The sequence below is a fragment of the Cellulomonas algicola genome (assembly GCF_019024305.1).
Lineage (GTDB): Bacteria > Actinomycetota > Actinomycetes > Actinomycetales > Cellulomonadaceae > Cellulomonas > Cellulomonas algicola.
On the sequence record NZ_JAHKSJ010000016.1, the window covers coordinates 1 to 23,274 of the forward strand.

The 23,274-nt window shown below is 76.1% G+C and carries 21 protein-coding genes and 2 tRNA genes; 14 read left to right on the forward strand and 9 right to left on the reverse strand.

The genetic code is table 11. The annotated features are described in order from the left end of the window. Positions 1-35 precede the first annotated feature (35 nt). The 4 genes from KOV94_RS13260 to KOV94_RS13275 all read right to left on the reverse strand — a co-directional run bounded on the left by KOV94_RS13260 (position 36) and on the right by KOV94_RS13275 (position 4,677). Positions 36-833, reverse strand: a complete 798-nt coding sequence (locus tag KOV94_RS13260; protein WP_218052298.1) for a glycosyltransferase family 2 protein — start codon at positions 831-833, stop codon at positions 36-38. Continuing rightward, positions 830-2,392 carry a PIG-L family deacetylase gene (locus tag KOV94_RS13265; protein ID WP_218052299.1) on the reverse strand — a complete coding sequence of 521 codons (1,563 nt, stop codon included), beginning with the start codon at positions 2,390-2,392 and terminating at the stop codon, positions 830-832. The genes KOV94_RS13260 and KOV94_RS13265 overlap by 4 nt, the downstream gene beginning before the upstream one ends. Beyond that, positions 2,386-3,390, reverse strand: coding sequence for an acyl-CoA dehydrogenase family protein (locus KOV94_RS13270; protein WP_308160536.1), 1,005 nt, complete (start codon positions 3,388-3,390; stop codon positions 2,386-2,388). The genes KOV94_RS13265 and KOV94_RS13270 overlap by 7 nt, the downstream gene beginning before the upstream one ends. Positions 3,391-3,627: 237 nt before the next feature. After that, positions 3,628-4,677, reverse strand: coding sequence for an alpha/beta hydrolase (locus KOV94_RS13275; RefSeq protein WP_218052300.1), 1,050 nt, complete (start codon positions 4,675-4,677; stop codon positions 3,628-3,630). Positions 4,678-4,815: 138 nt separating this feature from the next. Here KOV94_RS13275 and KOV94_RS13280 point away from each other — a divergent pair, with 138 nt between their 5' ends. Both KOV94_RS13280 and KOV94_RS13285 read left to right on the forward strand, forming a co-directional pair. Further along, positions 4,816-6,360, forward strand: coding sequence for an RNB domain-containing ribonuclease (locus KOV94_RS13280; RefSeq protein WP_218052301.1), 1,545 nt, complete (start codon positions 4,816-4,818; stop codon positions 6,358-6,360). Positions 6,361-6,363: 3 nt separating this feature from the next. Further along, the gene (locus tag KOV94_RS13285; protein WP_218052302.1) at positions 6,364-7,431 is read left to right on the forward strand and encodes a hypothetical protein; all 1,068 of its coding nucleotides are present in this window, start codon (positions 6,364-6,366) and stop codon (positions 7,429-7,431) included. Between the two features lie 8 nt (positions 7,432-7,439). Here KOV94_RS13285 and KOV94_RS13290 read toward each other — a convergent pair whose 3' ends face one another. Next, positions 7,440-8,141 carry a GOLPH3/VPS74 family protein gene (locus KOV94_RS13290; protein WP_218052303.1) on the reverse strand — a complete coding sequence of 234 codons (702 nt, stop codon included), beginning with the start codon at positions 8,139-8,141 and terminating at the stop codon, positions 7,440-7,442. 52 nt (positions 8,142-8,193) lie between these two features. Here KOV94_RS13290 and KOV94_RS13295 point away from each other — a divergent pair, with 52 nt between their 5' ends. Genes KOV94_RS13295 through KOV94_RS13305 form a run of 3 tightly spaced genes read left to right on the forward strand, consistent with a single transcriptional unit; the run spans position 8,194 to position 10,859 of the window. Next, entirely contained in the window at positions 8,194-8,772 is a 579-nt protein-coding gene (locus KOV94_RS13295) for a YdeI/OmpD-associated family protein (protein ID WP_124341968.1), read from the forward strand. A gap of 10 nt (positions 8,773-8,782) precedes the next feature. Beyond that, positions 8,783-9,571: a rhomboid-like protein gene (locus KOV94_RS13300; RefSeq protein WP_218052304.1), complete on the forward strand. Its 789-nt coding sequence runs from the start codon at positions 8,783-8,785 to the stop codon at positions 9,569-9,571. Between the two features lie 7 nt (positions 9,572-9,578). Beyond that, the gene (locus tag KOV94_RS13305) at positions 9,579-10,859 is read left to right on the forward strand and encodes a threonine/serine exporter family protein (RefSeq protein ID WP_218052305.1); all 1,281 of its coding nucleotides are present in this window, start codon (positions 9,579-9,581) and stop codon (positions 10,857-10,859) included. A gap of 126 nt (positions 10,860-10,985) precedes the next feature. On the opposite strand, the gene KOV94_RS13310 is transcribed toward KOV94_RS13305, so the two are convergent. Continuing rightward, positions 10,986-12,041, reverse strand: a complete 1,056-nt coding sequence (locus KOV94_RS13310; protein ID WP_372449471.1) for an HNH endonuclease family protein — start codon at positions 12,039-12,041, stop codon at positions 10,986-10,988. Positions 12,042-12,161: 120 nt separating this feature from the next. On the opposite strand from KOV94_RS13310, the gene KOV94_RS13315 reads away from it, so the two are divergent. Further along, positions 12,162-12,250: transfer RNA gene (locus tag KOV94_RS13315), tRNA-Ser, on the forward strand. Between the two features lie 163 nt (positions 12,251-12,413). Here the strand turns inward: KOV94_RS13315 and KOV94_RS13320 are convergent. Continuing rightward, complete coding sequence (locus KOV94_RS13320) at positions 12,414-13,286, reverse strand: aldo/keto reductase (protein WP_124341964.1); 873 nt, start codon at positions 13,284-13,286, stop codon at positions 12,414-12,416. A 169-nt stretch (positions 13,287-13,455) separates the two neighbouring features. On the opposite strand from KOV94_RS13320, the gene KOV94_RS13325 reads away from it, so the two are divergent. Continuing rightward, positions 13,456-14,196: a hypothetical protein gene (locus tag KOV94_RS13325; protein ID WP_218052306.1), complete on the forward strand. Its 741-nt coding sequence runs from the start codon at positions 13,456-13,458 to the stop codon at positions 14,194-14,196. 15 nt (positions 14,197-14,211) lie between these two features. Here KOV94_RS13325 and KOV94_RS13330 read toward each other — a convergent pair whose 3' ends face one another. Beyond that, positions 14,212-15,354: a glutathione-independent formaldehyde dehydrogenase gene (locus tag KOV94_RS13330; protein ID WP_124341962.1), complete on the reverse strand. Its 1,143-nt coding sequence runs from the start codon at positions 15,352-15,354 to the stop codon at positions 14,212-14,214. A 262-nt stretch (positions 15,355-15,616) separates the two neighbouring features. On the opposite strand from KOV94_RS13330, the gene KOV94_RS13335 reads away from it, so the two are divergent. The 6 genes from KOV94_RS13335 to KOV94_RS13360 all read left to right on the forward strand — a co-directional run bounded on the left by KOV94_RS13335 (position 15,617) and on the right by KOV94_RS13360 (position 21,744). Next, on the forward strand, positions 15,617-16,171 hold the full coding sequence (locus KOV94_RS13335; protein ID WP_124341961.1) for a hypothetical protein: 555 nt from the start codon (positions 15,617-15,619) through the stop codon (positions 16,169-16,171). Between the two features lie 22 nt (positions 16,172-16,193). Next, entirely contained in the window at positions 16,194-16,580 is a 387-nt protein-coding gene (locus tag KOV94_RS13340) for a hypothetical protein (RefSeq protein WP_124341960.1), read from the forward strand. Between the two features lie 67 nt (positions 16,581-16,647). Further along, complete coding sequence (locus KOV94_RS13345) at positions 16,648-18,270, forward strand: outer membrane protein assembly factor BamB family protein (RefSeq protein WP_225916664.1); 1,623 nt, start codon at positions 16,648-16,650, stop codon at positions 18,268-18,270. A 208-nt stretch (positions 18,271-18,478) separates the two neighbouring features. Then, complete coding sequence (locus KOV94_RS13350; protein WP_218052308.1) at positions 18,479-19,162, forward strand: DUF2510 domain-containing protein; 684 nt, start codon at positions 18,479-18,481, stop codon at positions 19,160-19,162. Between the two features lie 183 nt (positions 19,163-19,345). Next, positions 19,346-20,737 carry a hemolysin family protein gene (locus KOV94_RS13355; RefSeq protein ID WP_124341970.1) on the forward strand — a complete coding sequence of 464 codons (1,392 nt, stop codon included), beginning with the start codon at positions 19,346-19,348 and terminating at the stop codon, positions 20,735-20,737. Continuing rightward, positions 20,734-21,744, forward strand: coding sequence for a hemolysin family protein (locus tag KOV94_RS13360; RefSeq protein ID WP_124341957.1), 1,011 nt, complete (start codon positions 20,734-20,736; stop codon positions 21,742-21,744). Before KOV94_RS13355 ends, KOV94_RS13360 begins: the two co-directional genes overlap by 4 nt. Before the next feature lie 55 nt (positions 21,745-21,799). Here KOV94_RS13360 and KOV94_RS13365 read toward each other — a convergent pair whose 3' ends face one another. Next, entirely contained in the window at positions 21,800-23,050 is a 1,251-nt protein-coding gene (locus KOV94_RS13365; protein WP_218052309.1) for a low temperature requirement protein A, read from the reverse strand. 107 nt (positions 23,051-23,157) lie between these two features. On the opposite strand from KOV94_RS13365, the gene KOV94_RS13370 reads away from it, so the two are divergent. Beyond that, positions 23,158-23,230 (forward strand) — tRNA-Arg (locus KOV94_RS13370). Positions 23,231-23,274: the final 44 nt, after the last annotated feature.

The following is a 23,274-nucleotide window of genomic DNA, read 5'->3' on the forward strand; positions in this document are numbered from 1 at the left end:
AGCGGTCCGTCGGCCCGCAGCATCGGGCGGACCTCTCAGTCCGCCGCGACGAGCAGCGTCGCCGGGTCGGTGACCCGGTCCGACGCGGGAACGTCGGCGCCGACCGGGTCGAGCCCCGGCCGGTCCACGTCGGCGGGCCGGGACGCGGACCGCGGGAAGCGCGTCGTGAGGTAGCCCGCGTACCCGCCCGGCGACCGGCCCTCGCGCCGACCCGACGTCAGCACGTCGACGACGTCCGACGCGACGATCCGCGCCCCTGCCGCGTGCAGCGCCGCGACGAGCCCGACGTCCTCGTGCTCCCGGCGCGGCGCGAAGCCCCCGGCGGCGACGTACGCGCTCGCCCGGACACCGAGGTTCGCGCCGTGCACGTGCCCGTTCGGCCGCCCCGGCACGCGCGTGACCTGCCACTGCACGACCTCGTCCGGCAGCAGGTCGCGGGGGTCCGGGCGGACCGTCCCGACGACCACGTCGGCGCCCGCGTCGGCGAGGCGCAGGTGGTCGGTCAGCCAGCCGTCCGGCACCTCCGAGTCGGCGTCGGTGCACGCCACCCACACGTCGGCCAGGTCACCGCGGACCTGGTCGAGGGCGGCACGCACCCCGGCGGCCCGCGCCCGCCCGACGTTCCCGCCGCGCGTCACGACCGTCCGGACGGCCGGGAAGCACGCGACGACCTCCGCGGTGCCGTCGACGCAGCCGTCGAGCACGACGACGACGTCGACGGTCACGTCGGACGGGAGCCGGTGCGCGGCCGCCGACACGGACGCGAGGCACCGCCCGACGAGGTCCTGCTCGTCGCGTGCCGGGATGACGACCGCGACGTGACGGACGCTCATACGAGCCCCGTCCGTCGGGCCACGGACCGCGGGTCGGCGGCGAGCACGTCGAGCACGAAGTCAGCCTCCTCGTGACGGACCAGCGGCGCGAGGTCGAGCGCGCGGCGCAGCACGCGGTGGACCTCGTCGCCGGTCAGGGGGTAGTCGGCGACGGGGTGCCGCCAGTGCACGGCCACGACCGTGCCGCCCGGTGCGAGCGACGCGCGCAGCGCGCGGGCCGTCCGGAGCAGGTCCGCACGGGACAGGTAGTACCCGACCTCGGACAGCACGACGAGGTCCCACGGGCCGTCCGGCACGCCGTCGGTGACGTCCGCGACCTCGACGCGCACGTGTCCGGCCGACGCGACGCGCTCGCGGGCCCGGGCGACCGCGGCGGGGGCGACGTCGACCGCGAGCAGCTCGTCGCTGCGCGCCGCGAGGTCCGCGGTGAGGACGCCGATCGAGCAGCCGACCTCGAGCACCCGGCCGTGGCGGGCGTCGGGCAGCGCCGCGAGGGTCACGGCACGCTTGCGCTCCTCGTACCAGCGGTCCTCGAAACCCCACGGGTCGTCGCGGCGCGCGTACGTCGCGTCGAAGTACTGCTGCCGCAACGTCGTCGCCGACGGGTCGTCGACGACCAGGACGTCGACGTCACGGTCGAGCGCGGCGAGCAGGTCGGGCGACACCACGGCCGCGTCGCGGGGGTCGTCGGACAGCGGGTGCACCTGCGAGCGGTGCGCCGCGACGGCGCGGTGCCGGCGGACGACGGACCCGTCGGCGAGGTCGACGAGCTGCATCCGGTCCCACGGCACGCGCGGGTCGTCCGGCGTCGCCCAGTGCCACATCCACAACGGGTACTCGACGAGCCGCGCCCCCGTCTCGCGCGCGAGCGCGGCGCCGATCTCGCCCGCGACGCGGTGGTCGCGGTGGCCGTCGCCGCGCCACGGGACGAGGAGCGTGTCGACCGGGTCCGTGCCGAGCAGGCGGCGCAGGGCGGCCTCGACGTCCGCGCGCACCTCCCGCAGGCCGCCGTCGGGGTGGCCGAGCAGCGTCACGGGCGACGCCGGGGACAGGACGCCGACCGCCGTGCGCACCTCGTCGGCGCGGCGGGCCGCGAGCTCCTCGCGGCTCACGGTCGGGGAACCGGGGTGCGACGCGGCGCCGTCCGTCAGGACGACGACCTCCGGCGGGGTGCCGCGCGCGGCGAGCTCCGCGACCAGCCCGCCGACCGCGAGCGACTCGTCGTCGGGGTGCGCGGCGACGACCACCGTCCGGCCCGCCGGGAGTGCGAACGCGGGCAGGTCGGCCCACCGGGCGTCGGCGGCCCAGGCGTCGCGCGAGGCCGCGGGGGCGTCCTGGCCGTCGAACACGACCCGTCCGGGCGCTGCGCCCGCGGCGTCGTCGCGACGGTCGAGCAGGTCCTGTCCGGGCGCTGCACCCGCGGCGTCGTCGCGACGGTCGAGCACGTCGTGCCTCGCCGCCGCCCGCGCGGAGGTGACGCGGTCGTCGGGCTCGGCCTGCGCACCCGCCCGGCCCGAGGCGTCGCCCGTCGTCGGGGCTGTCGCGTCGCGGGTCACCACGGTGCCTCGCCGCTCGCGGCGAGCGCGGCGCCCAGGGACGCGTCGTCGCGCTCGGCGTGGTGCTGCCGCACGTAGACCTGCAGGTCGGCGACGCGCTTGGCGTGCTCGGGCTCGAGCGCGAGCGGCGCGGGACCCAGCGCGTGCCCGACCCGCGTCACGACGTCCTCGCACACGCGCGCGACGGTCGCGCGCACGCGCTTGGCGAGCAGCCGGCCCGCCTCGGCGTCGAGCGTGCCGGCGTCGACCAGGGCCGCGGCCTCGGCGAGCGCACGTCGCGCGGACTGCAGCCCCTCGTCGACCGCGCCGAGGTGCGCGTGGAGCAGCGCGGCGTCCTTCCCGCGGACACCGGCGTGCAGGCGCCGGGCGAGCCCGACCGCGCCGCCGTACCAGCACGCGGCGACGCCGATCCCGCCCCACCAGAACCCGGGTCGCGTGAGGTACCAGCCGGGTGCGCCGACGGGCTCGGCGGGGACGTCGTCGAACCGGACGGACGTGCTGGGGATCTCGACGAGCCCGCGGGCGGCCCACGGCTCGTCGCCGCGCGTGACGCCGGAGCCGCGCAGCGCGACCGCGAACAGCCCGCGTCCGCCGTCGGGCAGGTGGGCCGTCACGAGCGCCGCGTCGAGCCGGTCGGCGAGCGAGCACCACGGCTTGACGCCGCGCAGCCGCCAGCCGTCGTCGTCCTCGACCGCGTCGAGCCGGACGCCGGGCCCTTCGGCGGCGTACACACCCCACGTGGCGTCGTCGCGCGCCACCGTGGGCCGCACGGCGGCCTGGCCGAGGATCGCCCGCGCGTCGAGGTGCGGCTCGACCGCGCGCGCGACGGCGAGGTCGGAGGCAGCCAGCGTCCCGAGCAGCTCCCAGAGCCGAGCGGTGCCGCCCGTGCCGGGGACGAGGTCGTCGGACCACGTGCGCACGGCGGCGAGCGCGTCGTCGACGGTCCGGGGGACGTCGACGTCGCCGCGGTCCCGCGTGGGCGGGACGGGGTCGAGGAGCACGGGGATCGTGGGACGGCCCTCCGGTTCGCGTGGCTGCCACGGGGCGGGTGGCGACGTGATCGTGCGGCGCGGTGGCCGCGCCTGCAACCGGAGCGAGCGATGTCGCCCGTGCGGACGAGACCGGCGAGCGCCGGGACGGGCGCTCCTCGCCGGGACTCGCGACGGGGCACGCCGTCCTCGCGGGACGGTCCCCGGAGCCCGGCGTGGGCTCGGGGACGCGCGGCGTCGGGCGGGTCGTCAGGCGGTGCAGCGACGCACGAACCGCACGAGGCGGTCGAGCGCGGCGTCCGCGTCGGCGCTGCCGGGCTCGAACTGGTACTCGTGCGGCAGCGCGGGCGTGTGGGCGTCCGGGAAGAACAGGGTCTCGACGTCGACGCCGTGCCCCTCCAGCGTCGCCGCGAGCGCGACGGACTGCCCCCGCAGCGGGTCGGCGTTGCCGACCGTGACGAACGTCGACGGGAAGGCCGCGGTCACGTGCCGCCCCACCGACATCGACGACAGGAACGCCTCGTCGTCGAGGAAGCGGCGGTCGCCGCTGTACGCCCAGCCGCACGCGCGCAGCACGTCCCGCAGCGGTGACCGCGGGTCGAGCCGGGCGAGGTCGAACACGCCGCAGCACAGCAGGACGCCGCGCAGCTGGGCCGGGTGCACGGTCGGCGCGACGCCGAGGGTGCGCGCGTAGGACGGCACGGTCGTGAGCGTCGCGACCTGGGCGCTGATCTGCGCGCCCGCCGAGTCGCCCGCGAGGACGAGGCGCGACGGTTCCACGTGGAACCGCGCGGCGTGCTCCTGCACGTGCCGCAGCGCCGCGGTCACCTGCCGGACGGGCGTCGGGTACCGCGCCTCGGGGGCGCGCGTGTACCGCGGCGCGACGACGGTGACGCCGTGGCTCGCGAGCAGCCGGAACCAGCCGCGCAGCTCGTCCTTCGTGCCGCCGACGAACGCGCCGCCGTGCGTCCAGACGACGGTCGGGAGCGGCCCGGTCGCGTCGTCCGGGTGGAACACGTCGAGGACCTCGTCGGCGCCCGGACCGTAGCGCTCGTCGAGGACCGCGGCGACGCCCGCGGGTGCCTGCGCGTCGAGCCGGGTGGTGCGCTCGACGACGCCGCGGGCGAACTGGCGACGCACCAGCAGGACCGTCGGGCGGGGGCTCACCAGCAGCGACGCCCGGAGCAGCCCGAGGACGGCGCGGCCCGCCCACCCGCGCAGACCTGCCGGGCGTGCGGCGGAGACCGGCGTGCGGCTCGCGCCCGTGTCCCCGGGCGCGGCCTCGTGCGGCACGGTCATGGCGGGCAGCCTAGGGCGGTCGGCGTCCGTCGGGACACCCCGCCGGCACACCTCGTCGAGGGCGCGACGCCTGGTCGTCGTCGCAGGTCACCGCGCGACGGCGCTGCGGGACCGACGGGACCGTCCTACGCTCGCGAGGTGCCCCGACGCCGCGTCCACCTCGCCCCGCCGCCGGCCGTCGCACGCTCCGCGGACGCCGTCGACGCGGACGTCGAGCGCGGCCTCGCCGACCTGCGCGACCAGCTCGACGTCCCGGACGCGTTCCCGGCGGACGTCGTCGCGGAGGCGGAGTCCGCCGCCGCCGCCGGGGCGCCGTCCGACCTGCCCGACGCGACCGACGTGCCGTTCGTGACGATCGACCCGCCCGGCTCGCGCGACCTCGACCAGGCGGTGCACATCGAGCGGCGCGGCGACGGGTTCCGCGTCCGGTACGCGATCGCGGACGTCGCGACGTGGGTGCGGCCCGGCGGCGCGGTCGACACCGAGGCGCGCCGCCGCGTCGTCACCCTGTACGCGCCCGACGGCCGCACGCCGCTGCACCCGCCCGCGCTGTCGGAGGGTGCCGCGAGCCTGCTGCCCGACCAGGACGTGCCCGCGCTGCTGTGGACGATCGACCTCGACTCGGCCGGGGCGCCCACGGCCGTCGACGTGCGTCGCTCCCGGGTCCGCTCGCGCGCGCAGCTCACGTACGACGAGGTGCAGCAGGCGTACGACGCGGGCACCGCCGACGGGACCCTCGCGCTGCTGCGCGACGTCGGCCGGCTCCGGCAGGTCGCCGAGCGTGCCCGCGGCGGGATCACGCTGCCCACGCCCGAGCAGGAGGTGCAGCGGGTCGACGGCCACTGGGCGCTCGTGAGCCGCTCGACGCTCGACGCCGAGGAGTGGAACGCGCAGATCTCGCTGCTCACCGGCCTGTGCGCCGCGCAGCTCATGCTCGACGGCCGCATCGGTGTCCTGCGCACGCTGCCTCCGGCCGACCCGCGCGACGAGGCCCGGCTGCGGCGCGCGGCGGACGCGCTCGACGTCCCGTGGCCCGACGGGGCGGCCGTCGGCGACGTCGTCCGCGGCCTCGACGCGGGGGTCCCCGCGCACGCCGCGCTGCTCACCGAGGCGACGACGCTGCTGCGCGGTGCCGCGTACGTCGCGTTCGACGGTGAGGTGCCCGCGCAGGAGCAGCACGCCGCGCTCGCGGCCCCGTACGCGCACACGACCGCGCCGCTGCGGCGGCTCGTCGACCGGTTCGTCGGCGAGACGTGCGTCGCGCTCGTGGCCGGGAACGACGTGCCGGACTGGGTGCGGTCCGCGCTGCCCGACCTGCCCGGGCTCATGGCGGGCGGCGACCGGCGCGCCAACGAGTACGAGCGCGGGTGCCTCGACCTGCTCGAGGCCGCGCTGCTGACCGGGCGCGTGGGCGACGTGTTCGACGGGGTCGTCGTCGACGCGCACGACGACCGCACGTCGGGGGTCGTGCAGCTGCGCGACCCCGTCGTGCGGGCACGCGTGGAAGGCACGGACCTGCCCGTCGGGCAGCACGTGCGCGTACGGCTCACGGAGGCGTCGACGGCGCGACGGACCGTCCGGTTCGCGCTCGACGGGCAGCCGAGGGCCGATGCCGACGCGTCCGCGCCGGACCCCCGGCCCACGGGCACGTCGGAGCAGCCCCCGCGTGCCGCGGAAGGCTGACCGGTGGACCTCGACGACGTCGCCGACGACCTCTACGGCGCGCCACCGGACCAGTTCGTCGCGCGCCGTGACGCCGCCGCCAAGGAGGCACGGGCGGCGGGCGACCGGGACCTCGCCGCCGACATCACGGCGCTGCGCAAGCCCACCGTCGCGGCGTGGCTCGTCAACGCGCTGCTCCGCGACGTCCCGGGGCTCGCGGACCAGCTCGTCGCGCTCGGCGACAGCCTGCGGGAGGCCGAGCGCTCGCTCGACGGCGCGGGCATGCGCGACCTCTCACGGCAGCGTCGTGCGCTCGTGACGTCGCTGGTCGGCCGTGCCAAGGCGCTCGGCCGGCAGGCCGGGCACAAGGTGGGCGACGCGGTCGCGCAGGAGGTCGACGCGACGCTCACCGCCGCGCTCGCCGACCCGGGCATCGCGCGTGACGTGACGTCGGGGCGCCTCACGGCCGGGCGGGAGTTCGTGGGGTTCGGCGGGATCGCGCCGGGTGAGCCCGTCGAGACCCCGTCCCGCGCGCCGCGGGCGTCGACGCCGCGCGCGTCCGACGCCGGCGAGCAGGGCCCCTCCCCGAGGAAGAGCCCCTCGCGGAGCCGCGCGCACCTGCGCGTCGTCGAACCGCCCGAGCCGGAACCGGAGCACGAACCGCGCGAGTCCGCCGCCGACCGGCGCCGCCGGCGCGAGCGCGAGGACGCCGTCGCGGACGCCCGGCGCGCGCGCGAGGAGGCCGCCGACGCGCTGCGCAGCGCGCGCGAGCAGCTCGACGACGCGACCCGGGAACGCGACGAGCAGCAGCAGGCCGCCGCCGACGCCGAGCAGGCGGCCACCGACGCGCGGCAGGAGGTCGACGACCTCAACGCCGCGCTCGTCGAGCTGCGGCACCGGCTCGCCGCGGCGCAGAAGGCGTCGACCCGCGCCGACGAGGCCGAGACCCGCGCGGCGTCCACGCTGCACACGCGCGAGAAGGACGTCACGTCCGCGCAGCGGGACCTGCGGCACGCCGAGCGCGCCGAGGCGGACGCGACGCGCGCGGTCGAACGGGCCGAGGAGGCGCTCGCGGACCTCGACGGCCCCTGACGGCAGGGTCAGCTGCTCGACGTCGTCGCGACGACCGACGCGGCCGTCGCCGCGGCCACCGCGGCGGTCACGGCCTCCGCGGCGGCGATGGCGCGACGCACCGCCTCGCCGCCGACCTGGCCGTCCGCGACCGCCGCGGCGCGCCGCCGGACCTCGCCGCGGGAGAGCCCGAGGTCGCCCACGACGTCCGGCACCCGGCCGACCGCGTGGACGACCGCGACGAGCGTCGCGTCGCGGGCGTCGGGCGCGCGGGACCCGACGACCACCTCGCGGAGTCGAAGGCGCAGTGCGGCGCTCGGCCCGGCCGGGTCGACGGCCGGCCAGCGGGTCGTCCAGGTGATGCCGAGAGCCCGCACGGGCTCGGCGCGCAGGATGCCGGAGGCGGCGAGCCGGTCGTGCAGCGCGTCGCGCAGCCCCTTCGCGAGCCGCGGCAGGACCTCCTGGGGCCTGCGGGGCCGCGCGTCGAGCGCGAGCCGGTGCAGCGCCTCGTCGAGGACGGGGTCGCCGGTCGCGGGGACGGGCCGCACTGCGACGCGGCCCGGGGCGACGAGCGGGTGGCCCGGTCCGGCGATGTCGACGTGGCCGGACAGCACGAGCTCGACGAGGACCGCGCCGGCCGCCGCGAGGCCCACCCGCTCGCCGGAGGTGAGGGGCCGCCCGGTGACCGGGTCGGTGAGCAGCAGCGACGTCTCCTCGGCCAGCAGCAGCATGCCCGTCACCGTAGTCGCGCCGGTGCCGGACCGGGAGGGGACAATCAGGCCCATGACGGGTCAGAAGGACGCGCCGCAGCTGCACGTCGAGACGGTCGAGGAGTGGCGGGACTGGCTGGTCGCGCACCACGCGACGGAGACGGGCGTGTGGCTCGTGTCGTGGCGCCGGTCCACGGGCCGGCCGTCCGTCCCGTACGAGGCCGCCGTCGAGGAGGCGCTCACGGTCGGCTGGATCGACGCGACGCAGCGGTCCCTCGACGAGGAGCGGACGGCGCAGTGGTTCGCACGCCGCAAGCCCGGCTCCGGGTGGGCGCGCACCAACAAGGAGCGGCTGGTCCGGCTCGAGGCCGAGGGGCGGATGCTCCCCGCGGGCACGGCCGTCGTCGACGCCGCGAAGGCCGACGGGTCGTGGACGCTGCTCGACGACGTGGAGGCGCTCGTCGTCCCGCCGGACCTGGCCGCCGCGTTCGACGCGCACCCGGGCGCCCGGGAGACGTGGGACGGCTATCCGCGCTCGGTGAAGCGGCTGCACCTGGTGTGGCTGGTCGACGCGAAGCGGCCCGCGACCCGCGCGGCGCGCGTCGAGGAGGTCGCCGTGAAGGCCGCGGCCGGTGAGCGCGCCCGGTCGTGACGAGCCGGCCATGACACGCGACCTCGCCCGGTCGGTGCTGCGGGACGTCGGAGGGACCGTCGGCCGGTCGGACGTCGCGCTCGTCTACGGCGGGCTCGTGGCGCTCGGTGCGCTCGTCATGGTGTTCCTGCCCGACGAGACGGTCGACGCCATCACCGCGCACGCGAGCGGCAACCTCGACAACATGCGTGCGCGGCCGGTCGAGTCGCTCGTCCTGAGCGGCCTCGTGCTGCCGCACCCGTCGAACCTCGTGCTCGTGGTGTCGCTGGTCGTGGCGGTCGCGTACACGCAGCGGTGGCTGGGCCGCGTCGCGACGCTCCTGGTGATCGCGGCAGGCCAGGTCGTCCCGTCGTTGGTGGTCGGGGCGGTGCTCACGACGGGCATCGCGCGCGGGTGGCTGTCGCCCGCGCTCGCCGGTGCCGACGACGTCGGGGTGAGCTACGTGGTCGCGTGCGTCACGGGCGTGCTGGTCGCGCGGGTCCCGCGCCGCTGGCGGTGGTGGTACCTCGCCCTGCTGGTCGCCGTGTGGGTGCTGCCCGGCGTGTGGTTGCGGACCTTCACCGACGTCGGCCACGCGAGCGCGCTCGCCGTCGGCCTGGCCGTGGCCCTCGTCGTGAGCCGTGGCGTCGAGGCGGCGGCGACCCCGGACGGCTGGCGGCCGCGACGGGCCGACGACCGGCCGCACGGCTGGCGGCGGCGCCGGGCCGGCGACCGGCCGCACGGTGACGAGCGGCACACGCCCGGGACCCTCGACCGGGACGACGGTCCCGGGCGACCGGGGGCCCCTGACCGGCCATGATGGCCTCGTGCCCACGGAACCCGACGACGACGAGCTCGAGCTCATCCGCCGCTCGGGCGTCGCGCTGCGCGTCGGCCGGCTGAGCCTGTCGGCGGGCACCGGGTCATACCGCGTCAAGGCGTCGATGGCCCGCATGGCCCGCGCGCTCGGGATCGACCGGCACGAGGCGCACGTGACGCTCACCGAGATCACGGCGACGTCGCACCGGGGCCGGTCGTTCCGCACCGAGGTCACCGAGGTGCGGTCCGTCGGCATCAACGCCGACCGGCTGTCGCGGCTCGAGGCGCTCGTGTCCCGCCTGGAGGACCGCAAGCTGCGCGACGGCGTCGAGACGACCGTCGAGGAGGCCACCGCCGCGCTCGACGACATCGCCGCCCGCGCGCCCCTCTACCCGGCGCTGCTCAACGCGCTGTGGTCCGGGATCGCGTGCGCGGCCTTCGCGTTCCTCAACAACGGCGGCCCGGTCGAGGTGATCGGGGTCTTCGTCGGGGCGTCGCTCGGACAGGCGCTGCGACGGGCGCTCCTGCACCGCGGCTACAACCAGTTCGGCGTGACGATGCTCGCGGCCGCGCTCGGTGCGTTCACGTACCTGGGGTTCGTCACCGTGCTGCACGGGGTCGGCGCGATCGGCGTGCGGCACGAGGCCGGGTACGTCTCCGCGGTCCTGTTCCTCATCCCCGGGTTCGCGCTGGTCACGGGCGCGCTGGACCTCGCCAAGCTCGACTTCTCGGCCGGTGTCGCGCGGCTCGTCTACGCGCTCATGATCCTCACGTCGGCCGCGCTCGCGGTCTGGGGCGTGTCGAGCATCGTCGGTCTCCAGCCCGACCCGCCGCCCCCGCTCGGACTCGACAGCGGCCTGCTGCTCGCGCTGCGGTTCGTCGCGTCGTTCCTCGGCGTGCTCGGGTTCGCGCTCATGTTCAACAGCCCGTGGCGCATGGCCGTGGGTGCCGCGACCGTCGGCATGGTCGCCAACGTCGTCCGGCTCGAGCTCGTCGACACGGGCGTCGTCGTGCAGGCCGCCGCCGCGCTCGTCGCGCTCCTGGTCGGGCTGCTCGCGGCCGTCGTCGCACCGCGGCTGGGTGTCCCGCGCATCACGATCTCCGTGCCCGCCGTCGTGATCATGGTCCCCGGTGTCACCGCCTACCGCGCCGTGTTCCACCTGTCCGACGGGCAGACGACGTCCGCGCTCGCGTACGGCGTGCAGGCCGCGCTGGTCGTCGTCGCCCTGTCGATCGGCCTCGCCGTCGCGCGCATGCTCACCGACCGCGTGTGGGCCTTCGAGCGCTGACCCGCGCACGGCCGGTCGCGCGGGCCGCCGGTGCCCGGCAGGCGCCTCGAGCCGGATGCCGTCGGCGTCCGCGCACCGGGGAGCCGCGCGTCGTCAGCGCGCGGCGGGCACGGTCGAGCCGCGTCGTCAGGGCGCGCCGGGCAGCCGCTCGCACGCGACGCCGTTGTCGTCCCCGTCGAGCTCCGCGACGTCGCCGAAGTGGGGCAGGTACGTCTCGAACCATGCCTGCGCCTCGGACCACGTCGCGAAGTCCCCGCAGTTCACCGCGTTGCCCGGGTTCGCCGGGACGCCGCCGCCGGGCGCCGGAGCGGGGACGGGGGCCGGGTCGACGGGCGCCGGGTCGACGGGCGCCGGGGCCACGCGCTCGGGCGGCAGCGTCGACCCCGCGGGCAGCGGCTCGTCCGGGCACGACGCGAGCACTCCCGCGATCGCGTCCCGCTCGGCGGCCGTGACCCACAAGCCGTACGCGTACTTCACGGCCACCTGGCGCGCGACGTACGCGCACCGGTAGGCCGTGTTCGGCGGCAGCCACGTCGCCGCGTCGCCGTCGCCCTTCTGCGTGTTCAGCGGCCCCGAGACCGCGAGCAGGTTGAGCGGGTCGTTCCCGAGCCGCTGCCGGGCGGCGTCGTCGAGCCGCTGGGCGCCCTTCTGCCACGCGTCGGACAGCGCGACGACGTGGTCGATCTGCACGTCCGCCGACGTCGACTCCCCGCGCACGAACGGGATCGACGTGCCCGAGTACGGGTCCGCGAGCGTGCCCGACAGCACGACGCAGTCCTGCGTCCCGGGCTTGAGCGTCACGGCCGTGAGGTCGCGCCGCAGCACGTCGTTGCGGGTGTCGCAGCCGTTGCCGTCGAGGTCGACGCCCCGGTACGCGAACAGGTCGCGGTCGTACCCGGTCTTCGGCGCGCGACCCTTGACCTCGAGCAGCCCGAGCGCGACGAGCGCCGACTGCCCGCGGGCCGCGTCGAGCGTCGCCGTCGTGTCGGTCGTCGGCGCGGACTCCGGTGCGGCGAGCCCGGCGGCCGCGTCGGCGTGGAGCCCTTCGTCGTCCTCGACCGAGCCCGCCGCGGGACTGGTCGCGTCGAGCGGCTCGCAAGCCGCGGTCGCGGCGAGGAGGGCGGCGCCGAGCAGGGCGACGAGGGTCCGGCGTCGACCCCGGGTTCCGGAGGTGATGCTCACGAGGAGGAGTATCGGCACAGCCACCGACACCCGTGAGCAGCGGTCCGACGGCCGGTCCCGGTGCTGGTCAGCGCACGCTTTGCCGCCCGGTCAGCACGGCAGGTACCCTGTGCTGCACTTGGAGACGTCGCATAGCCAGGTCTAGTGCGCGACCCTGCTAAGGTCGTGAAGGGGCAACCCTTCCGTGGGTTCAAATCCCACCGTCTCCGCTCCAGGCAGTGCCCGTCGCTGCCGTCAGCGGTCGTTCCGAACGCCCGTCCGGGTCTCTCCGGGCGGGCGTCGCTGTCCCCGGCGACGTGCCTGGCGACCGACCGGCACGTCGCCCGAGGTCGAGCGCCGTGCCGGTCGCGGTCGCCGGCTGGTGGTCGCGGGTCAGGCGCCCGCGGCGGAGAGCCGCGCGACCTCGTCGGGCGTGAGGGTCAGCGCGGCCGCGGCGGCCGAGTCCCGGATCGACTCCGGACGCGACGCCCCCGGGATGGGGATGACGACCGGCGCGAGCGCGAGCTCCCACGCGAGCGTCACCTGGAACGGCGAGACCCCGTGGTCGGCCGCGACGTCGAGGAACGCGGTGTACTCCGCGCCGAGCTCGCCGGACCGCGCGAGGGAGATGCCGCCGAGCGGGCTCCACGGCAGGAACGCGATGCCGAGCTCCGCGCACAGCTCGAGCTCGGGGAGCGACGAGCGGAACCGCGGCGAGAACTGGTTCTGCACGCTGACCAGCCGACCGCCGAGGATCTCGTCCGCCTCCCGGATCTGTGCCGGGTCGGCGTTCGAGATGCCGGCCATCTGGATGACGCCTGCGTCGAGCAGGTCGCGGATCGCGCCGACCGAGTCGGCGTAGGGCACCGCGGGGTCGGGGCGGTGGAACTGGTACAGGCCGATCGCCTCGACGCCGAGCCGCCGCGCGGACTCCTTCGCGGCCGACTTCAGGTAGTCGGGGTCGCCGTTCTTCGTCCACGTGCCGTCCCCGGGACGCAGGTGGCCGCCCTTGGTCGCGACCAGGACCTCCGACGCGTCACCGCCCCAGGCGCGCAGGGCGCGCGCGATGAGCTCCTCGTTGTGCCCGACCTCGTCCGCGTCGCGGTGGTAGGCGTCCGCCGTGTCGATCAGCGTCACGCCGGCGTCGAGCGCCGCGTGGATCGTGGCGATCGAGCGCTCCTCGTCGGGGCGGCCCTCGATCGACATGGGCATGCCGCCGAGGCCGAGCGCGCTGACCTGGCGGTCGCCGATGCTGCGAGTCTGCATGGATGCTGTCTTCCTCTGGTCCGACGTCGTGGTCGAGCGGATCGCCCGGATCCCGAGCGTAGGTCGGGCCGGCGGCCGCCGCCGGTCCGTCGGGCACCTCGGGTGTCCTTGCCACGCGTAGCGGGCGGACGGACACTGACGAGATCCCGCTCGCTCGGAGGTGGTCGGCGTGGTGGACTCGTCCGCGTTCCCTGACGCCCTGCCGGTCCTGTCCGCCGGACGTCATCGGCACCCGCGCGACGGCGGCTGCGCCATGGAGTGGGCGAGCCTGCTCGCCGGTGAACGGTGGAGCGACCACCCGGCGTGCACCGACCCGCTCCTCGCGCACCTGACCCGGTCGGTCAACGACCTGGTGGGTGACCGCGCCCGGACGGCGCTCGCGCACCTCGTGCCGACGCTCGTGGTCGTGCGTGGCGACGACGCGACCTGGGCGCTGGAGGTCGCGTCCGTCGCCGTGCGCCACGCGCTGCGGCGGGCGCGCCCGGCCGACCGGCGTGACCTGGTCGTCGCCGTGCTCACCCTCGACCACCTGCTCGCGGCACCCGACGCTCGACCGCCCGCGCGTCGCCGTCCCGCGACCACCGCGCTGCTCGCGACCGTGCCCGCGGGGGACGTCGCGTGGGCCGAGCGGTTCACGCGCGCGATGGGTGCGCCGCGGCGCGTCCGCGGGCTGGCGCGCCGGGTCGTCGAGGTCTCGGTCGCCACCGTCGCCGCGCTGCCCGACGCGGACGACGCGCTCGTCGCACTCCTCGAGGACGCCGTCGACACGTGCCGGGCGCTCGCGCGCCGCACCGCGCCGGACACGACCGCGGCCCCACGGGAGCCGGCGGTCTGCGCCCGGGACCTCGTCCCCGCCCGCGCCGGCGCGGGCGGGGGAGGACGACGGCACGACTCCGTAGCCACGAGGTGACCGGCGTCGCCGGTGTCAGGCGCCGGGGTTGAGCAGCACCTTCGTCCAGCCGTCGTCGCGCGCGTCGAAGTGCGCGTAGGCGTCGGGCGCCTCGTCGAGACCCAGGTGGTGCGAGACCAGGAACGACGGCCGCGCGCGCCCGGCGACGATCAGGTCGCGCAGCTGCCGGTTGTACCGGGCGACGGGCGCCTGGCCGGTCCCGATGTGCAGGCCCTTGGTGAACGCGGCCCCGAACTGGAACGGGATGCGGCCCTGCTGCGCGAGCTCGGTGGTGGCGCCCGGGTCCTCCGGCACGTACACGCCGACGACGCCGATCCCGCCGGTCGAGCGGACGACCTCGACGAGGTTGTCGAGGACGAGCTCGGGGTGCTCCTGCCCCGAGGCGTCGTGCGCCTGGTAGCCGACGGCCTCGACGCCGCAGTCGACCCCGCGGCCGAGCGTCGCGTCCATGATCTGCTCGACGGGGCCGCCCGCGGTCAGGTCGACGGCCTGCGCACCGATCTCCTCGGCGAGCCGCAGCCGGTCGAGCTCCTTGTCGACGACGAACACCCGCGCCGCCCCCTGGATGAGCGCCGCGTGCGCCGCCATGAGCCCGACGGGACCCGCGCCGAACACCGCGACGTCGTCGCCCGCGGTCACGCCCGCGAGCGCGGTGCCGTGCCAGCCCGTCGGGAAGATGTCGCTGAGCATCGCGAAGTCGTCCTCGTGGTCGCGGCCCTGCGGCAGCTCGAGCAGGTTGGCGTCCGCGTACGGGACGCGCAGGTACTCGGCCTGCCCGCCCGGGTAGGGGCCCATGTTCGCGTAGCCGTACGCGGCGCCGTCGACACCCTCCGTCGGGTTGGTCCGCAGGCAGTAGGACGTCCACCCGTGCAGGCAGTTCCGGCACGTGCCGCACGCGATGTTGAACGGGACGCTCACGCGGTCGCCGGCCTTGATGCGCGTCACCGCGGGGCCGACCTCCTCGACCACGCCCATGTTCTCGTGCCCGAGGACCGTCCCCTCCTCGACGCTCGTCCGGCCCTCGTACATGTGCAGGTCGGAGCCGCAGACGTTGGTCGTGGTCAGGCGGATCACGGCGTCGGTGGGCTGCTCGACGCGGGCGTCGGGGACGTCCCGGACGGTGACCTTGCGGGGTCCTTCGTAGACGACGGCGCGCATGGCGCTCCTTCGGGTCGACGGGCGCCGGGGGCGGTGCCCGTGGGCACGGCGCGTGGCTGGACCGTCCCGGCCATGCTCACCCCGGCCGGGACGCCCCGCATCCGGCGGGCACGGGTTCCGCCGTGGCCGCGACCGCCCGGACCGACCCCGCTGTCATCCGGACGGGTGACCCCGCACGGATCTGGCCTCGCCCGCGCGCCGCGCGCCACTACGTTGTGCGCCGACCACCCCGGACAGCCCGGGCTCGAGCAAGGAGACCGGCATGTCCGACCACGTCGTCCCGTCCGCCCCGCCCGTCCAGCCGCCGGCCGTCGCGCCCGTCGGCAACGTCGGCCGCGGCGCCCTCTTCGCGCTCGCGACGATCCCCCTCGGCATCGCCGCGTGGGTCGTGATCTGGGGCTTCGGCTTCATCGCGTCGATCGTCGCCGCCGCCGTCGCGTTCGTCGCCGTCAAGCTGTACGTGCTCGGCGCGGGCCGGCTGAGCCGCCCGGGCGCGCTCGTCGTCCTCGCGATCACCGTCGTGACCCTCGCGCTCGCGTTCGTCGGCGGCATCGCGTGGGACGCCGCGGTCGCGGTCGCCGAGGAGGGCGGCGTCAGCACATGGGACGCCCTCACCGAGCCGAACTTCTGGTCGTGGTTCTGGCCGGTCCTGCCCGAGGTCCTGCCCGAGTACGGCGGCGACCTCGCGTGGGCGGTCGGCTTCGGCGCGCTCGGGTCGTTCGCGACGCTGCGCGGCGCGTGGACGACCACGGCCCCCGAGGCGCCCTCCCCGACGCCGCCGGCCGACGCCCCGACCGCGCCCGGCCCGCAGGCCTGACGCGGGCTCCGCAGCCTCCCCGGTGCGACGACGCCCGGCCCTCGCGGCCGCCGCGCTTCTCGCCCTCGGCGGGTGCGCGGGGCAGGAGGGTGGCAGCGGGGTCGTCGAGGGCGGTCCGGTCGCGTACGTGACGCCGAGCTCCGACGGTGGTGACGCGGCGCTCCTCGAGGGGACGGTGTCCGTCACCGACGTGTGCCTGACGGTCGTCGACGAGCTCGGCCAGCGATGGTTGCCGGTCTTCCAGCGTCCGCGGACGACGTGGGACGGGACGACGCTCACGTACGACGGCACGAGCTACACGGACGGCGGCCACATCCGGCTCGGCGGCGGCGGGAGCGGCAGCACCGACAGCACCGACTACGCCCCCGACGGCTGCGAGTTCGACCTCGCGTTCTACGTCGCGCCCTGAACCGACGACCGGTCGGCCGAAGGCCAGCGCGGGCGTGCGGCCGGCGGGTAGCGTCCGGCGCGTGACGATGGACGACGTCGAGCTGGTCGAGCCGGACGACGCGCCCGCGGCCGCGTCGCCGTCCGAGCCGTCGCTCCTCGACCGGGTCCGTCGCCGGCCGCGCTGGCTGGCCGCGGGCGCGGCGGTCGTCGTCGGGCTCGTGAGCTTCCAGGTCGTCAGCGACCGGCGGGTGCGGGCGGCGGACGACGCGCGTGCGGCCGCGCTCGCGGACGTCCCGTACGTTCTCGACCCCGTCGACCCGGCGTTCCCCGTGTTCGTGCGGGGCTCGTACTCGTGGGAGGACGGCGGCGCCCCGCCGGTCGTGTCCGCCTTCTTCGGCGGCGGAGCGCCCGTGGCCGACGTCCTCGTCACCGGCACCTCCGGCTCGTCCCAGAGCCGGGAGGCGCACCTGGTCGCGATCGACCCGGCGACGGCGGAGGTCGTGTGGGACACGGCGTTCGCCGCGCCCGTCGGGGGCGCGACCGACGCCGGCGGGTGGTGCTGGGAGCCGGAGGTGCCGGAGGCCACGACCGCCCGGTGCGTGGTCCGCTGGCAGCGCCCCACCGCCGACGACAGCGGCCTCTGGCAGGACCTCGCCGCCGTGGTGGAGGTCGACGCCTCCGACGGGGACGTCGTGCGACGGACCGACCTGCCGGTGGGGGCGGCGCTCGGCACCGGCGCGTGGGGCATGGTGGTCGGGACCCTCGACGGGTCACGCCTGACGCTGGACGCCTCGCGGTGGGACGGGTCGCACCTGTGGACGCGCACGCTCGAGATGCCGCGCCGCCCCGCCGACGACCAGACGTTCCTCGACCTCATGGTCGTCGAGGAGCGCCTGCTGGTGTCCGACACCGTGGGCGATGCCGGGTGGCTCCTGTCGACGACCGACGGGACGCTGCTCCGGACGCTCGACGACGGGACAGGGTGGGGGATGACGCGGCTGCTGAGCAGCGGCGCCGTCGTGGTCGACGACCCGGAGCTCGCGAGCGACGAGCCCCGCGGCGACGTCCCGGCGATGCTCGTGCGGCCGGACGGGTCCGAGGTGCCGTTCGACGGCGACCACGTCGAGTGGGTCGGCCTCGACGACGGGACGCTCGGCGACGCGCTGCTCACGGGCTCGGCCGCCGCGCCCGGCTACGTGCGCACCCGTGGCGGCACGGCCGTGCCCTCCGCCGAGCCGGACGGGTCCGTCGCGCGGCTCCGGGAATCGGACGGCACCGTCCGCTGGGAGGTGCCGGGTCTGGACGTGCTGGTCGCGATCGCCGTCGACGGCCTGGTCGTCGTCCGGACGTCGGACGAGGTCGCGGCGGTCGACGCCCGCACGGGCCGGGTCCGGTGGCGCGTGGCGACGTCGGGTGACGGAAGCTCGATCAACGGCCTTCTCACCGACGGGCGCGTGATCCTCGTGGCCGGCGGGACGCAGCTGGACGCCCTGTCCTACCGCGGCGAACGTCTCTGGTCGGTGCACGTGCGGGACGCGGGCGACGAGCACGTCGTCGTGCCGGGCCCGGCCCCGACCCCGGCGCCCACGGGCGCCGAGGGGCTCACCGGCGACCAGGTCCAGTGGATCGCCTCCCCGACCGGCCGGCTCGCTCTCGGTGTCATGACCGGCAACGGCGACCGGCAGGAGTACCTCGTCTTCGGGCGATGACAGGGACGACCGGTCGCCCGATCGAGCCCTTCACCTCGACCGCTCGGTGCGGATTCGACGGGTGTGAGCCCAGCAGCAGCCCATCACCGACGCGGCGGCGCGTGCCGCGGCGGCCAAGCCGTCGGGCCAGACCGGCAGCGGGGCGGCTGACCGGGTGATTCGCCCGGAGGCGGTGTCGCGCGTCGCGGCGCGAACCGAGGATCGTGCGGTGACCGACGCTGAGCTCGCCCCACCCGGCTGGTGTCCCGACGGCGTGACGCCGGGGGTGCGCCGGTGGTTCGACGGCGCGCGGTGGACGGAGCAGACGACGCCCGACCCGGACCGCGCGCACGCGACCGTGGCACCGGTCGCAACCCCCGGACCGGCGGTGGCGTCGACGTCGTGGTCGCCGGCCGTCGCGACGTCAGCCGCTCCGGCGGTTGCGACGTCGGCCGCGCCGGCGGTCGCCACGTCGGCCGCGCCGGCGTCCACCTTCGGCTTCGTGCCGGCGCGCCTCGGCGACTCGCTCAACCTCGCCGACACCGTCTCGCAGGGCGCGGCCTACCAGCTCAACCGGCTGGAGGACGCGTATGCCGTGCGCCGCACCGCGTTCTGGTTCCTCGGGTTCGCGCTCGGCGTGCTGGCCCTGTCGGGGCTCGTCAGCCTCTGGATGCGGGCGGTCGTCAACACCTTCTCGGTGCTGCTCGTGCTGGCCGCGGTCGCGCTCGCGTCGCGTGCGGTGCGCGACTACCGGCGTGCGATCTTCCGGGGCGCGCCCGCGCTGGGAGCCGCGGGGTGGCTCGTGGTCGTCGTGGCGTTCCTCGTCGCGCTCGTGCCGGTCGTCGCCGGGCCCGTGGCCGCGGCGCGCGACCTGGAGCAGCGGCTCCAGGAGGAGAGCACCGCCGTCTACTGAGCACTGGTCGTCGCGCGTGCCGCACGTCCGTGGCGGGCGTCACGGCCGTGCGGCGGAACTCGCCGGGCTGCGGCATCGTTGAGCCGAGGCGAACGTTCCCTACCTGGAGAGAGATGGACGGCGGCTGTAGTCCCTACCCACCCCACCGACGACGACGACCGGTGAGGGTGGGTGAGCGCTGAGATGTGGGTGCTGTCCCTGCTCGTCGGCATGCTCGTGGTGCTCGCGATCACCGCGGCGACGGGCTGGTTCGTGGCGCAGGAGTTCGCGTACATGGCCGTGGACCGGTCGCGCCTCGGTGCGCGGACCGCGGCCGGCGACCCCGCCGCTCGTCGTGCGCTCGCGGTCACGAAGCGCACGTCGTTCATGCTGTCGGGCGCGCAGCTCGGCATCACCGTGACGGGCCTGCTCGTCGGGTACGTCGCGGAGCCCTTGATCGGTGAGTCGCTCGGCGAGGCCCTGGGCGGCGTCGGCATCCCCACCGGCGTCGGCATCGCGGTCGGCACCGTGCTGGCGCTCCTGTTCTCGACGCTCGTGCAGATGGTGTTCGGCGAGCTGTTCCCGAAGAACCTCGCGATCGCCCGCCCCGAGCCCGTCGCGATCGCGCTCGCCGCGTCGACCACGCTGTACCTGGGCGTCATGGGCTGGCTGATCCGCGTGTTCGACTCCGCGTCGAACGCGCTCCTGCGCGTCCTGCGCATCGAGCCCGTCCACGACGTCGAGCACTCCGCGACCGTCCGCGACCTCGAGCACATCGTCGCCGAGTCCGCGCAGTCGGGTGACCTGCCGGCCGAGCTGTCGGTGCTGCTCGACCGCATCCTCGACTTCCCCGAGCGCGACGTGGAGCACGCGATGATCCCGCGCTCGCGCGTCGACGTCGTGCGTCCCGACGACACCGTCGGCGACCTGCGCCTGCGCATGAGCACCGGGCACTCGCGCTACCCCGTCGTGTCCGACGACGAGGACGTCCTCGGCGTCGTGCACCTCCAGGACGTCCTGGCGACGACCGAGCCCGACGACACCCCCGTCGCGACGCTGCTGCGCCCGCCCGTCCTCGTGCCCACGTCCATGGCCCTGCCCGACGCGCTGCGCGCGCTGACCGGCACCAACCAGCTCGCGTGCGTGCTCGACGAGTACGGCGGCCTCGCGGGCGTCGTCACCGTCGAGGACCTCGCCGAGGAGCTCGTCGGGGAGATCACCGACGAGCACGACCCGGAGACGGGCGCCGCGCCCGTCCTCGACGACGGCGCCTGGGTCATGCCGGGCGACGTGCACCTCGACGAGGTCGAGCGCGCGATCGGCCGCGACCTGCCGCGCGGCGACGTCGAGACCATCGCGGGCCTCGTCATCGAGGCGCACGGCGCGCTCCCGCCCGTCGGCACGAGCGTCCTCGTGCTGCTGCCCGCCGACCCGGCCGAGCTCGCGCACGCCGACCGGGCCGAGGAGGTGTGGATGCGCGTCGACGTGCTCGAGGTCGACCGCCACGTCCCCGCGACGGTCCGGGTCACCGTGCCCGCCGAGCCGCCGCCCACCGCCGCGGAGATCGCGGCCGCCACGTCGGAGGAGGCCCGATGAGCCCGCTCGTCGTCGCCGTCGTGACCGTCGCGCTCATCGCGCTGTCGGCGTTCTTCGTCGCGGTCGAGTTCGCGTCGCTCGCCGCCAAGCGGCACCGCCTCGAGGACGACGCCCCGACGAGCCGCTCGGCGCGCGCCGCGCTGCGCTCGTCCGGTGAGCTCACGGTCCTGCTCGCGGGTGCGCAGCTCGGCATCACCGCGTGCACCCTGGCGCTGGGTGCGATCACCAAGCCCGCCGTGCACCACTGGCTGACCCCGCTGTTCGAGTCGTGGGGGCTGGCCGCGTGGGCGTCGGACGTCGCGGGGTTCGTGCTCGCGCTCGTCGTCGTGACGTTCCTGCACCTCGTCGTCGGGGAGATGGCGCCGAAGTCGTGGGCCATCGCGCACCCTGAGTCGTCGGCGACGCTGCTCGCCCTGCCCATGCGCGGGTTCATGTGGCTCACGCGGCCGCTGCTGCGCGGGCTCAACGAGGCCGCGAACTGGTGCCTGCGTCGCGTGGGCGTGGAGCCGACCGACACGGTCGCGAGCGGGCAGAACCCGGACGACCTGCGGCACCTGGTCGAGCACTCCGCGAACGTCGGCGCGCTCGACGCGGCCTACTCCGCGCAGGTCACCGGCGCGCTGGACCTGCAGACGCTCACGGTCGGCGACCTCGCGCGCTCCGACCGCGACCCCACCGCCGTGCCGTCGGGCGCGAGCGCCGCGGACGTGCGCGCGGCGACCCGGGAGACCGGGCACCTGCGCGTGCTCGTCGGTGCGCGCGACGCCCTCACCGGCGTCGTGCACGTGCGCGACACCCTCGTGCGCGGCGACGACGAGCCCGTCGACGACCTCGTCCGGCCGGTGCTCACGCTCGACGCGGGGACGCCCGTCTACGAGGCGCTCGCGCAGATGCGCGAGGAGCGGCAGCACCTCGCCGTGCTGCGGGACGACGCGCGGTTCGCGGGCGTCGTGACGCTCGACGACCTCGTCGCGCGGCTGTTCCCGAGGCTCGCCGACGCGGTCTGACGGGTCGGCTCGGCGGTCGGTGCCATCGGTCGGCAGCCACGCCCGGGCCCGACGACTAGGCCGCAGCCCGGTCCCCCTCGCGGGCTCGGGCTGCGGCCTTCGCACGTCGGGCGGCGCGGACGTCGCCGAGGATGACGGCCAGCAGCACGGCGTTCGCGAGCCACGACAGCGTCAGCGGCGTGACGACGGGCGCGAGCAGCACGAGCGCGAGCGCCGCGGCCACGCCGCCCAGGTGCCAGACGGACCAGCGCCCGCCGGTCGCCCGCCGGAACAGCGCGTTGCCGAGCAGGTAGACGGCCACCGCGCCGCACATGATCCACGCCGTCCACCCGTCGGTCGCGCCGTGGTGCCCCTCGGGGTGCGCGAGCACGAGCTCGTCCGCGACGGCGGTCGCCACGATGCCCATGACCAGCAGGAACGGCACGTAGGTGTACGCGGTCTGCGCGACCATCCCCGTCTCGTCGCGCGACGCGAAGTACTCCGCGGCCTTCCGCTCCGACCGGTCGAAGAACAGCAGCCACATGAGGACCGTCGACGCGAACGCCGCGAGGAACGCCACGACCGTCACGGGCGTCACCGCGAGGTCCCCGAACGCCGTCCCGGTCACGATGATCGACTCGCCCAGGCTGATGATCATGAAGAGCGCCACGCGCTCGGCCATGTGGTCGCCGCGCACCTCCCACGTCGACGCGTGCGTCCCGCGCATGCCCGGCACCCAGAACATCGACCGTGGCCCCGCCATGTCGATCACGGCCGCGACCGCCCACAGCAGCAGCCGCTGCTCCTCCAGCAGCGCACCCGCGACCCAGAACACGCCCGACACCGACAGCCAGATCGTGATCCGCACGAAGTTCACCGCGTTGACCGGCCAGTGCCGGCCCATCGCCCACGCCGTGAACAGAGTCCGCCCGACCTGGATCGTCACGTAGGGCACCGCGAACAGCAGCGCCTTGTCCCCGAACGCCTCGGGGATCGCGCTCGACATCAGCAGGCCCAGCAGCATCAGCACGATGAGCATCGCCCGCACCGGCAGCCGCTCGGGGTCCAGCCAGTTCGTCACCCACGTCGTGTCGATCCACAGCCACCAGATCGCCCAGCCGAGGATCAGCGTCTGCAGCAGGTGCTCGCCGTCGGGGTGCGCGATCAGCAGGTGCGACAGCTGCGTCACCGCGAACACGAACACGAGGTCGAAGAACAGCTCCACGTACCCGACGCGGCTGCCGTCGTGGCCGTCACCGTGCCGCAGCACGTCGGCCCGCATCCCGACCCGCCCGCCGCCCGTGCCCAGCCGTCCGGTGCTCGTCATGGCCGCGATCCTGCCAGCCACGACGCGGCGTGCCGAGGGTCACGTGTTTCCGGTTTGGGGACTGGCCGGTCGTCCCTGTATCGTTCAGGACGGCCCGCGAGGGTCACGCGCCCGTAGCTCAATGGATAGAGCATCTGACTACGGATCAGAAGGTTGGGGGTTCGAGTCCCTCCGGGCGCACAGCTGTGATGTCGCAGGACATCGGCAACAGGCCGGACCCTCAG